This window comes from bacterium (Candidatus Blackallbacteria) CG13_big_fil_rev_8_21_14_2_50_49_14 (assembly GCA_002783405.1).
Taxonomy (GTDB): domain Bacteria; phylum Cyanobacteriota; class Sericytochromatia; order UBA7694; family UBA7694.
Window position 1 is genome coordinate 14,048 of the sequence record PFGG01000047.1, and the last position, 12,768, is coordinate 26,815.

The following is a 12,768-nucleotide window of genomic DNA, read 5'->3' on the forward strand; positions in this document are numbered from 1 at the left end:
ATAGCAGAGGGCAGAGGCAAGAAAGAGAGAAAAGGAAAGCGAAAATAAGATGCTATACTCAAAAGAAAAGTCTCAGCATGCCACCTATTGAAAATTGGCTTCCAGATCGCCGCTTGATTTTTTGGTCACCCCCTCTCGCCATATTCTCGCATCGCTGGCGTTCACTGACTCCCCAGGCGAAAGAAGGGTTGCTCATGCAGGGGTTGCGTCAATTCCTGAACCTGCCAGCACCTTGTGCCCCCCCTGCTGATGTCTGGCTGATTCGCTTTGATGCCCAAGCGCAGCAGATTGAACTGCTGGGGCCATTTGAAAACCTTCCCGTGCGGCCGGAGCAGCGACGTCAACCCCGCGTGATCTGCCTGCCACTTAAAAAAGCACAGCTGATCAAACAATTTCACCGCAGTTTGCCCTGGTCAGATCTTTATGAGCCAGAAGACAACGAATTTGACAATCTTTCCCTACGGCTCAAACTGGAATCCCGCCATGCAGAACTCACTGGAGAATTTGATCTGCTCTCTGACCTGGAACCGGATTCGGGGTATGGCCATTCAGCCCAGAGTCAAGAGGTTCAAAGACGCGTGGCAATTGTAGAAGATTGGCTGAAATAGCCAGAAAAAAACCCCGGTCGAAACCGGGGTAACAGTGTGTGTGTGGAGATTATTGCTTAACGGCGGACAGGGGCAGTACTCAAAGCTTTGAGTACATTGATACGGCCATGTCCATAGTATTTGTCAAAACCGACATCGCCACGATCATCGGTAGTGGCTTCAAGATGAGCCTTGACTTGTTCCTGCTTCAGATCAGGCCACTGGCTGCGAACCAGGGCTGCCAAACCAGCCACAGCGGGGGTGGCCATGGAAGTGCCACTGATAGAGCCGTAATCCTTGCTGGGCATGCCACTTGCATAGGTCGGGAAAGTAGAGAGGATGCCAACGCCAGGAGCACTGACCGAAATCCAAGGGCCATACTGTGAGAAATTGGCACGGGTATCATTGCTGTCGGTCGCACCGACAGCCACCACCCCAGGATAGGCAGCGGGATAGGATTTTTGTTCACGACCGGAATTACCCATCGCAGCCACCACAACAGCATCCTTAGAAATGGCGTGTTTTACAGCGTCTCCCACCAGTTGGGAATCAGAACCGCCACCCAAACTCAAGCTAATGACTTTGGCGCCATTGTCTGCAGCCCACATAATGCCTGAAGCCACATCGGCCCAAGAGCCTGAACCACGGTTATCCAGCACGCGTACGGGCAAAACCTTGACGCCAGGTGCATAACCGGCAACACCAATCTGGTTATTGGTGATCGCTGCAGAAATGCCTGCGCAATGGGTGCCGTGCCCCTGACCATCGTTGGGATCTTCATCTTTGTCTACGAAATCATAACCTTTGACCAGTTTAGCAGCCAGGTCAGGGTGTTTCAGATCCACGCCAGTGTCCACAATCGCGAGCAGCAGATCGGGGTTCCCTTTTTGAATTTCCCACCCTTTTTGAGAGCTGGTCAATTTGTGAGCATATTGCTTTTCAAACATTTCATCGTTGGGGAAACCGGGCGCATCCCCTTCACGGGAGATCTGGTAAGGAACGGCTTGCTCAGGGCTGAGGCTGATAATGCCATTGGGTTCAGCATAGAGTACGGAAGGATTTTTGCGCAGGGCATCAATCGCTTGAGCCGTATTGGCAGCGGGCGCCTTTACAAGTTGAATACCGAGGTGAGGTAAGCCTAACGTTTGAACAGAACTCAGACGCAAAGTGCTAAGCACTGACTGGGTTGAGCTGACACTCACCCCGGGTTTAAATCTGACTATGATTTCTCCAGGAATAGCTGAGGTTGATGCGTAAAGTGATGCTTTAAGTGGAGTACGGTTAACCTGGGCAGAAGACACAGCAGACGCCGCGCCAACACGGGCGGCCAATTGCTGGGAAGTAACAGCCGGTGCAAGACCGGACTGACAAGCTGACAATGCAGTCAGCAAACTGCCGCTGGCAAGAAGAACACTTGTAAAACGAATAGAATTTCGGATCATGTGGCGATAAATCTCCTGAAAAAATCTTAGCTAAAAATTATTATATTGTTAAAATAAGATTAAGTCAATTAAAAAATTTAATATTTTTTTAATTTTTATTTAACAACATTATTTTTAACGTGAGAAGATCCCTCACTATAATGAAGGCATGTTGACGCCATTTTTAATCTTTTTAGCCTGGATCCTGGGCTTTTTTCAATTCATGCAACCCGTCTTCCCGGCTTCGTCACCGGCCGAAGAACAAGCCTTGTATTGGGCTCCCGTGATTTACCAGCAAACCGATCCCCGTTTACCAAAAGCTGACTATATCACCCGCTTTGATTTCGATGGGGATTTTGATGGTTGGAATAATTGGGAAAATCTGCAAAAATTTCCACTTCAGGCTGCCGTCTATTACCATGTGGCAGAAACTGAAAATTTGCTTTTTATCTATTATGGGATTTTTCATCCCCGTGACTGGGAACCCGGTTTTGACAACCCCCTCAGCAGCCATGAAAACGATCTTGAAGATTTGCTCCTGGTGATTCACAAAGACGGTTCTCCCCGAGGGCGTTTGCTTTTGCTCGAAACCCAGGCCCATTTTGATTTTCATGCCTATGCTGCAGCCCGCTTAAAATCTCGCTCCACCCCGATTGAAGGCCCCTTGCCCCTCGCAGGCCAAAGCCCCCGCATCCTGATTCCCCCAGGGGGGCACGGCAATTATGGTCTGTACTCAACCCGTCCTGAAGGCAGCGGTATTCTCTACCAAGCGGCAGAACAGGCAGCCGTTCCCCAAGGCCCTGACAGCTTTCAAAAAATCTGTAACTATCGCCTTTTGCCCTTTGACGAACTCTGGCAACGTCGCAACCAGACCGGCCCCGGCACCCCCTATCGACGCTTTGGTGAATTCGGAGCCAATGATTATACCTGGTTGAATGCGGCTTCTGCCCCTTGGGTTCATGATGATCAAAACGATGGCCCTGTGTGGCCTGGCGATATTTTCGCAGATCCTGACTACGCCGTGCATCAACATGTCTCGGGTCTGCCCGCTTCTTCAGAAAATTATCTGCAGGCCCCCCTCTATACCCACCGTCTGGAAATTCAAGCCCTTCGAATCTTACGCCCAGTAGAGGCCCCACGGCTTGAAGTCTGGCAAAAAGAAACCCTGCTATGGAGTGTTCCTTTAAACCACCAAAGCGCTGAATATTGGCAATTACCGATTCAAACGCGTTATTTTTCACTGGCTCCCGGTGGCCTGAAACTCAAACTCACCAACCAAAACCAGGAACTTTCCAGCTTTGAATTTCCTACAGAAAATTCCCCCATGGCCTGGTATGGAAAAGATTCTTTTTGGTTTCAAGCCAGTTTAAAACTGAAGCCTTGAGCCTCAGACTTGACAGTCTCTGGCCTTCGGGCTTAATCTTGAAGAAAAAACAGCCTTTCGGGCTGTTTAAAGGCAGTGCGTCATGCAAAACTTAAGTCTTAACCTTCCGATCAACGACTATTTGATGACTCCTGTCTCCTGCGAAAAGGTTTTTAGCCCCGAAGAATGCCAAAAATTAATTGAACTCCCCTGTTCCTATCAAAAATATGGGGAAACCATGCAAGCGACCGGCGAGCACAAAGAAGTCAGAGACTTCAGTATTCGCTATACCATGAGCAAATATGTCGATCATCTGCCTGAAAACGAATGGGTCTTTGCACGCATTCACCAATTGGTGAAGGAAATCAACCAGGAAACCTTTAAATTCCGGCTCTTGGGATTTCCCAATTTACAGATTTTGGAATATCCTCTCAATGGCTTTTACCGCATGCATACGGATCTCGGTCAAGGGGTTCATTCTACGCGCAAACTCAGTGTGGTCACCCTGCTTTCCGATCCCAAGGATTTTGAAGGCGGAGAATTAATGGGGGCCGATGAAGAGCCCATTCCCTTGTCTCAGGGCATGGTGGTCATGTTTCCAGCCTATCTTCCCCACCAGGTCAAACCTGTGCTCTCCGGCAAGCGTTACAGCATGGTCACCTGGGTTTTGGGCCCTCCCTATCAATAAAACACAGGCCAGCAACGTATTCATCAGAAACGCTTATGCTACAATAAGCCCATGAAATATATTTACAGTTTCTTATTTGTCGGTGGCCTGCTGTGGGTCTTGACCCCAACCAGCGAAAGTCATTCGGGCTATCTCGATCAAGTCAGATACAGCTATCAAAATGCGTACCGATGCACTCTCTGCCATGCTCCCAGCGCCTTGAATCAACTGGGACAGGATCTCGCAAAACTCAACCCACAGGCCCATACCCTGCAAAAAGCCATGAAAACCTGGGCTTTGCTCGACAGTGATGGGGACGGCTTTAGCAATGAGATCGAATTAAAAACAGGCTGTAATCCTGCGCTGGCAACAGAAAATCCCGGCTTAAACAATTGTGCTAATAAATCCCAGCAAAAAGGCCTGCAAAAACGCTGAAAAGACTGAGTACAACTGCATTTTCAGAGTAAAGGCCAAAGAACAAAAGTCCACCGGCCAAAATCAAACGGCCCCCCAATTGAAAGAGATTGTCCCGAAAAGCGTTGGGTTCTAAATGCGACGGGCGCATTAAGAGCCAAGCCAGGCCCAAGCCGATTAAAAGAGAGCCAAAAAGTAAGGCGTAATCTTGCGCAAAAAGATGCAAATAGCCCAATCCCAAAGGGGGAATCACCAAGGTAAAGAGACAAAATAGCGGAAGTAAAAGTCGCAGATAAATTTGCCCAATCAACAAAGAATGGCGCAAAGGAAACTCGGGAACCAGATTATGTATCAAGGCCTGGGGCGGTTTCTCGGGACGATCTTCTGCTTGCACAACCCGGTAGTGAAGAATGGGTAAAATCATGACCCCCAACATAAAACCACTCCAACACACACTGATATAAAGCAGTTTTAAACCTGGAGCACCCATCAGTCCCAAAACAAGGATTACCCCAGCCCCCAAGCCCCAACAAACAGCACTCAGCAGTATTTCCCGCAAAGAAGCTGGCCAGCGGCGATACCAAACCGGATAAATCTTCTGTAAAAAACGGTAAAGATTTTGAATGGGTTTGATTTTCCATTCAAGAATATAACCTGTCACCAAAAGACAAATCCCCAACCCAAAGAGCAAAAGCGCATGCATCACCTGGGGATTCTGACCCAAATTTTGACCCACCGACTGTGCCAGTTCAGGTTGGGCCTGAATCAACTCAGCAAGATAATCCTGGGGGTGGGGCAACCAAGAAAAGCCGACAATTTCAAGCACCCAAAAAAAGAGTGTGGCACAAAGCCACACCAATAAAACATAAATAATCACGCGGGAAGAGACTTCAATTCAGCTTGAAAATCAAACACGTGCTTTGGAAAATTGTGAAGAAATCTCATCATAGGTTGAGAGATTTTCCTGCAATTCTTCCAGCAACATGTCCATAGCCTCTTCATACTGGGCATCAGCGGCAGCATCTTCTTTAAGGGCAGAGGAATCTGCCTGAGCTGCAGTTGCAGCTGCAGCTTTTGCCGCCTGGCGCTCTTCATAGGCCTGACGGGCCAGTTGTTCGTAATGGTTTTTCTTTTCTTCGAGATCAGCCAATTTCTGTTTCATTGCATTCAATTCGTCGAGATATTCAGTCGTTTGCTGATTGCCCGTAGAACGCATGCGTTTTTGAAGCGCGTAAACATCGGCTTCCAGATTTGCTACTTGGGTAGAAATGCGTGAAATAATGCCATCTTTGGCTTCAAGTTGATAAACAAATTCTTCATTTTTGTTTTCAAGGTCCCGAATAAACTGATCCTTTTCAAGAATCATGTCACGGAGCGTATCCAATTCAGCAATGTCCTGCTGAAACTCACTGTTCTGGCCTTCATACTGTTGAACCAGACGTTTCAGCACGGAAACTTCTTTTTTCTGGTCAGCAATGGTTTGTTTGAGATCTGAAAGAAAATCTTCCTGATCCCCACTTTCTCCCATAATCTGATTCAGTTGTTGTTGCAAAAAGTGATTCTCTTTCTGCAATTCACGGTGTTTGGTCAAAAGAGCCTGCACAATCACCTGCATCTCTTTTTTGTAACGGGCACGTTGTGCCTCTTTGGTTTTTTGCAACAGATTCAGTTTCTGACGAAGTTCACTGATCTCTACATAGGGATCCTGTTCTTCCTCTGCTGCGTAATCACCAGATTCCTCCAGTTCGTCATCCGCATCAAAATCGTCAGCCATTCAGCTCTTCCCTTCGTTGATAAAAGTTAATCGTGGTTGATAGATTGAAGAAAGGACAGTATATCCCCGATCATTATAATACAAGCTTTTGGATCGTGCTTAAAAAATTTTACAAAAAACCAGATCCTCAAGACTGGAATGCCTGCACTTTATTCATTAAATAAGGATTAAATATATTTTTTAAGAATTAAATTTACGTCAAAAAATCATTTCAAGGGTCAAGAACAACAGCTTAGATCAGGATATGTGGACGTGGATAGTTATCTTCACAACGAAGATTTGAGTAGAAAGTTCTGTTTTAAATAAGATTTTTCATTGTTGAGTTTTACCACCAAGGGGTTAGTTGAAACACCATGACCAGCATTTTTTCTGGACAACTGTATAATAATTTTCTGACGGATAATAACCAATACCGGTTAGAAAACTATGATGTCAATCGGTTTCAGCGCACGATCGAACAGCAGTCCGATCAAGGACAGCGCGAAAAAGAACTGCGTGAAGGCCTGGAATATCACCAGGCCAAAATGGCAGATCTGCAAACCAAACTCAACGAACTGACAGAAAAACTCAACACCCTCTACCGTCGTTTTATTGATAATAAATCCGCTTTCCGCAAAGTTTCACAGGAGCCCGAATATTTTGGCACCAGTTCTGCATTAAATGGTTTGGCCAATATCAACTCCACGCCCGATACAGGAGGCTACCCCACTGGGGCTGCTGGCATTACCCCCGACGATGACTACGATAAAATCCGCAACTATTCCTGGAACCCCTTCTTTGGCTCTAAAGCGATTGACGAAAGCGACAAAACCGTCAACCGTACCTTCTGGCAACAACCCGGTGAGATTCTCGAAAAATCCTATACTGAAAATGGGGCCTTCTGGTCAACCGTCTCCTATCTCTGGGGCTGGGATCTGGATCGTATCAATGCGACCTATGCCACAACCGATAACAACAATACCCTGCAGGTAAACGTCACGGCCCTGCAACCCAATAAACCGCAATATCCTCCCATGAAAGCAGGTGATCGTTTCCCTGTTTATACAGGAGCAGCCGCCAATTATCCGGGTTACCCCGCTGTCAATATGTCGGGAATTCGCCCCGGCGGCGTAGATTATAGCCATGCCAGTGATACCATCAATACCGGGGGCGACTCCAGTGCAATTTACGCCACAGCGAATATCAGTACCGGGAATGGTACAGGTTCTCCACCTGGAGGAAACCCCATTGAAGTTGATAATGCAGCGCCCTTTTTAGTTGGGGACAGTATTACAGTCACCAAAAATGGCTCTACGCCCGTTACCGTCACCATTACAGCCATTGACTATGTTTTGAATAAAATCTGGACAGATTCTCCCGCAGGTTCAAATAACAGCAGCGGCGTTCTGACCAAATTGGTAGGGGGGGCATCCTCCTCTGCCAATTTCAACGTGGTCGGCAAAGACAGTGTCAATTTTGGCTGGGAATTCGATGATCTGCCGATGGCGCTTGAAGTGGTCAGTGTAGACACCCGCCCGGATGGAACCACCGTGCCCACCGAATACAAAATGGTCTATGATATTCCACCCACCCACCCCTTTTATGACAGTTTAAAAGTCTTGAACGGTACTGAACCTCAAATTTTAGATGCCCCCACTGCAATCAGCCGTGATCGTATTGCCAATAATGGTTTTGATTACAGTGCCTATACCTATATTCCAGGCACCCAGAGCGGCGCAGTCTCCTATTCAGTCGATGGCATTCACAATACCGGTGGTCAGGCCTGGAAAGACAATACTGCCGAAAATGAATATCCCCCCCCCAAACTCTATACCTCTGGCACAGTCACCGGCGCTTCTTACCCCACCACCAATACCTATGGTGCCAATGACTTCGGCACCGTCGCCAATCCGATTACCGTTTCAACGGCTACCCGTCAGCTCTTTGGTGCAGGCAATACGATTACCCTGCAACCCCAGGGCATTTCAACCACGATTTCCCAGATCATGTGGAATACTTCCACGACCCGTTCAGATACCGGAACCGGCAATGCCCCCTCTGAAATTACGGTTGATGACGATCTTTCAGGCATTGCCAATGGTGACTACGTGAGATTCAGCAGCCAACCGGGTTTTATTTACCAGGTCGATGCCAACCCCTCCAGCACAGGCTTTACCGTCATTCCCATCAATGGGGGGCCCTCCAATCCTGTTACAGCAGGTTCTGCAGGAGTCACGGTCAGTCTCTTCTCTGATGCTGCCGCCACCATTCCCAAATTTGCCAAAGAGGGGATTGTGGTCAACAGCCCTGCCGTCACCGATGTCGTCTCTATCAAAATGCCCGACGTGATTGGGGCCACCGAGCCCCTGATCAGTTTCACCTTGGATGCCTGCAGTGATATCAGCATTACCAATGCCACCATGGTGAATATGAAATACGCCTTCCGCATTCACCAGAACTACAAACAATTCGCATCCCCCGGCGATGACCCAATCCCCAAGCCTCCTCAGGATTACAGCAACCACGACTGGACCAGTTATCCCCCAGACAGTGACTTTGTTGGCAAAGCTTATGGGACAAACACCTTTGCCCATGCCATGCCCCCTTTTACCTATCTGAGCAACTCCCCCATGGGGGCGGGCCCAGTGCTGCTGGGACAATCAGATCTGGTTGCGAATCTCTCAACCGATGCCTATTTCTCTGGTTCCACAGAAAAGGTAAGCGCCGAAGTGGTACAGGGCCCCAGTTCAAACCAAGTCGTAATCAATGTCTATTTCGACGGTGACCTGAATGGCTTTGAAATGAAAATCGAAGACGTGCAATTGGTCACCTATGACGGCACCTTGGGAACCTGGACCCAGGGCAAATACAATGCCGGCAATGTGCCCCCCATCATTCAAAATGGGGACCCCACCGTACTTCAGGCCAATAGCCCGGACGAAGTCATCAATAAATATATTCCTGGGATTTACCAATTTACCCAATTCAATGATCAATACAATATTCAGCATACGGCGGCTGATCGCAACGATATCGTGCGCAGCCCCTGGGAGTTTGCTGAATTGGATCTGGGCGCAAATTCAACCCTCAGTGGCGAATACTTTGTGGATCTCAACAGCCGCCGTTTGAATCTTCAATCGGATCCGCTTCAGGCCCAGATTGATGGCTGGGGCACCACAGGCAATGCTGCGGTTTCAAGCACCAACTTTAATTTGCTCACCAATGGCGTTGCCGAAGCCCATGACTTCGTAGCAGTAACCTTGCCAGGTGACACCTGTGCCACGGCCAGCAACCCCAGTGAAGCTTACCAGTTTGCCGATGCAGATCCGCTCACGTTTGCCGATGCAGGGGTCTATTCTGCCGCAACAGCGGCTCAGCGCGCCGATACCCAAATGGATGAGGTCATGCAGGGGGAAGCCCCACAAACATCGACCGTCCCCTATTTGGATCCTCTGCGCACAGCCAATCCGGGTGCGGTGATTACCCCCGACTACTACAGTCTGAATTCCACCCCACCGCCCATTTTCAGTCCTGTGCCCAACTCTCTGACAAATCCACCTGATACCGACTTTACAAATACGATTGACCGAATTGGGGCAGCGATTAAATCCAGCGATCCTGCCGGAACACCACGCCTGGATTTCAATCTCACCATTCCCACTTCAGACGTCAATGTTCTGCGCAATGAAAACAATCTGCTCATGAACTTGGGCTCGATTGAGCGCCGGGACATGTCGATCAATATCACCTCGGCAGATATGTATGTACGTACGGTTCCTGGTTATACCACGGTTCCCCGTTACCGCGTAGACGCAGGTGGAAATATTTATGACCAGTTTGGCAAGGGCTATTATGATCCGCTCAATGCCAACGATGTACTCTCTTCGCAGCGTGTTTATACAACAGGCGGCGGAGCCACCAAAAATGGCCAAGTCAGTAACTTTGACAATGCCAACAATGCGACCTTCAATGCGGCCTATAATACAACTTACGCCGGAGCAGGAAGTTTTGAAGCCTATGTCAACCAACACGATCGCTTGCCCATGGCCAATGACGACTACAATCTCTTTGACTATGTGCCCGACCTGAATCTGGTGCCAGGAGATACCGAAGGGCGTAGATTCGGAGAAAGCTATGTGGGTTCCTTGCCCAGTAATTTCTACTATTACCGTGAAGATCTCGATAATTCAGTAGATGCTGCAGGCGGAGCCAATACCCCCACCGGCAACTCCACCCTTCTGGGCGGGCCCAAAAACTTTAATAACGATGGCATGGCCGCACTGAACTTCGATGGTCGCAAATCCAATATGGCAGGAACCTATACCGGTGACCATACCTACGTTTCCAATGCCAATATGCCGTCTTTTGCCAATGTGACCCTGGGGTATGTTGAGCAAAATGCCAAAATGTACAATACCCAACGCACAACCACGCAAGCAGTATGGTTGGGCTTTCCAGGCCTGAATGGAGAGACCAAATACGCAGAAAATGTGGTAAGTTCCAGCAATGTGACCAATGCCGTCAATGCCTTGGGCAATAATACGGCAATTGCCACCATGAACTTCAACAACTCAAGTATTATTCTCGATATGGGGCAAGAGGTGAACCGAGGCGGTACATTGATCCTAAACGAGAAAAATGCCTTGGGCAATATTGATCCCCATGTCATTCCCTTGCCCCTGCTCGACTATACCGCCCCCTATCCTGATTTTGACGATCCGGATAACCCGGCCGACCCCATAGCCACCTCCTTTACCTTCAATGCCTATGGTGCAGAAACAGTCACCCGTACAGGCAGCAAGTACATGAGCTTCCGTAGCGTACTGGACGGAGTGGATGGCAATCTGGATGGATCGATCAGTCTGGCCAGTGCCAAAACACTGCTTGGGCAAGCCGGGGGCGTTTTTGCCTCTGGTGAAGCTGAGCCTGATACCTGGCCCAATGGGGTTTTGCTCCATGTCGATGATGCCGAGGGCTTTATCATGGAAAACCCCAAGAATATTGTCACCCTGGGGACCGACCCGACAGAATACCGCGTGGTTTATAAAAATACAACCACAAGACCTCAAACCATTTTCTTGATCCGCAACGATGGGGGGGCGATCGGCAATACTTTAGGCAGTGCAGCCACCGTCTCAGATTTGGTTCATGCCGATTTGCAAATCCGTGCGAAGACCGGTCAATATACCGTTCAAGTCACCGATGCTGCCGGCAACCCCGATCCCCACGGCAGCAATGTCAAAATCGACTATGACGCCTTGGGCACCCAACAACCGGGTCAATTGGCCAGTATTGGTATTTCTTCTGACTATGACCGCGTGGGTCGCCTTGCTGGCGATGATCCGCGTACCACAGCCGTGGAAAACAACCGAATTGCGCCGGAACTCTTTGATTCTCCTCATGGCTATGTACAACCCGATGCTCAGGTGGCTCTCAACCTGATCGCCCAGGATGATGATGGCAATCCACGCCCCCGCCGTCTCAAATCGGTAAAAGTACAAGTAGAAAGCGGAGAACAGCTGATTCCCAGTACCTTGAAACAATCCTACTCCACTACCGGTGTAGGCGGTGTTTTCAACTATACCGATGGTGCCGGTGATTGGCCCATTGCCCTCTTTGAGGAAGATACACAGCTCAACCCGATTGTCACCAATGACCTCAATTATTTCGTAGGGCTCTTCCAGGGGATTACGGCTTCAAATGCAACAGCCGCCACCCCCACGCTGACGGTAACAGACGCCTTTGGATTGAGCATTGGTCAAAAGGTAACCATTAACGGAGAACGGCGTATTATTGCTGATATCTCGGGCACCACTGTCACCTTAGACGCCCCCCTTTCCACAGAACCGAAAGTCGGGGATGTGATCGGCGTGGGCAATGGTTTGGGCACCCAGGATATTCAAATGTACCTGAACCGCTCTGTGGCCATGTCGATGGGCGCAGGCATGAAGGTCACCCTGGAATGGGAAGAATATGATGTTACGGGCTTCCCTCCCAAGGTGGATGTCGCCAATACCCGCCCGGTTACAGAAACCATTGGTTTTGGAGATACCTCACCGGCCACCCAATTCACTATTTCCAATACCAATGCGGGTACCACCACCATTAGCCTGGATGCACCGATTACAGCTGCACAAGCAGCCAAATTCACAAACGGCACCAAGGTGAATATCAACGGGATTACGCGCACCCTGACAGCCAATGCGGTTGCTGGAGCAAGCACCATTACCGTCGACCAACCGGTGGTGACCTCTTTGGGACAGCCCTTAAAATCAGGTACCATCAGCCAGATCAATTATGAAAATTATCTGGCGGTCGGTGAAGGCCGTACCGGAGGCAGCAAAGAAAATGAGTTTACTCAAGAACTCAAGCGTATTTTGGATAACCCTGAATACAAGGATGTCTTCAAATATGGCCTGTTCAAGAGTATCTTTATCAGCGCTGCCACCAATGACCAGTTCAACGATTTGATCTCAAGCAAACTTTTCTTGAATTGGGATCGTATCCGCAAACAGGTCGAAGTTCAACAGACCTCGTTTATGGCTTACTATAAGTCTATCTAG

Annotated in this window: 8 protein-coding genes; 5 read left to right on the forward strand and 3 right to left on the reverse strand. The window is 48.8% G+C overall.

Features of this window, described 5'->3' with window-relative positions:
• The first annotated feature begins 77 nt into the window (after positions 1-77).
• Positions 78-608, forward strand: a complete 531-nt coding sequence (locus tag COW20_11330) for a hypothetical protein (protein ID PIW47764.1) — start codon at positions 78-80, stop codon at positions 606-608.
• Between the two features lie 56 nt (positions 609-664).
• Here COW20_11330 and COW20_11335 read toward each other — a convergent pair whose 3' ends face one another.
• On the reverse strand, positions 665-2,029 hold the full coding sequence (locus tag COW20_11335) for a peptidase S8 (protein PIW47765.1): 1,365 nt from the start codon (positions 2,027-2,029) through the stop codon (positions 665-667).
• Between the two features lie 148 nt (positions 2,030-2,177).
• Here COW20_11335 and COW20_11340 point away from each other — a divergent pair, with 148 nt between their 5' ends.
• From COW20_11340 to COW20_11350, 3 genes are all read left to right on the forward strand, one after another.
• Positions 2,178-3,392, forward strand: coding sequence for a hypothetical protein (locus COW20_11340; protein PIW47766.1), 1,215 nt, complete (start codon positions 2,178-2,180; stop codon positions 3,390-3,392).
• A gap of 82 nt (positions 3,393-3,474) precedes the next feature.
• Complete coding sequence (locus tag COW20_11345; GenBank protein ID PIW47767.1) at positions 3,475-4,059, forward strand: hypothetical protein; 585 nt, start codon at positions 3,475-3,477, stop codon at positions 4,057-4,059.
• A gap of 51 nt (positions 4,060-4,110) precedes the next feature.
• The gene (locus COW20_11350; protein ID PIW47768.1) at positions 4,111-4,473 is read left to right on the forward strand and encodes a hypothetical protein; all 363 of its coding nucleotides are present in this window, start codon (positions 4,111-4,113) and stop codon (positions 4,471-4,473) included.
• Here COW20_11350 and COW20_11355 read toward each other — a convergent pair.
• Complete coding sequence (locus tag COW20_11355; protein PIW47769.1) at positions 4,436-5,329, reverse strand: hypothetical protein; 894 nt, start codon at positions 5,327-5,329, stop codon at positions 4,436-4,438. The two genes, COW20_11350 and COW20_11355, sit on opposite strands and share 38 nt — an antisense overlap.
• 30 nt (positions 5,330-5,359) lie before the next feature.
• The gene (locus COW20_11360; protein PIW47770.1) at positions 5,360-6,226 is read right to left on the reverse strand and encodes a hypothetical protein; all 867 of its coding nucleotides are present in this window, start codon (positions 6,224-6,226) and stop codon (positions 5,360-5,362) included.
• Positions 6,227-6,579: 353 nt separating this feature from the next.
• On the opposite strand from COW20_11360, the gene COW20_11365 reads away from it, so the two are divergent.
• Positions 6,580-12,768, forward strand: coding sequence for a hypothetical protein (locus COW20_11365; protein ID PIW47771.1), 6,189 nt, complete (start codon positions 6,580-6,582; stop codon positions 12,766-12,768).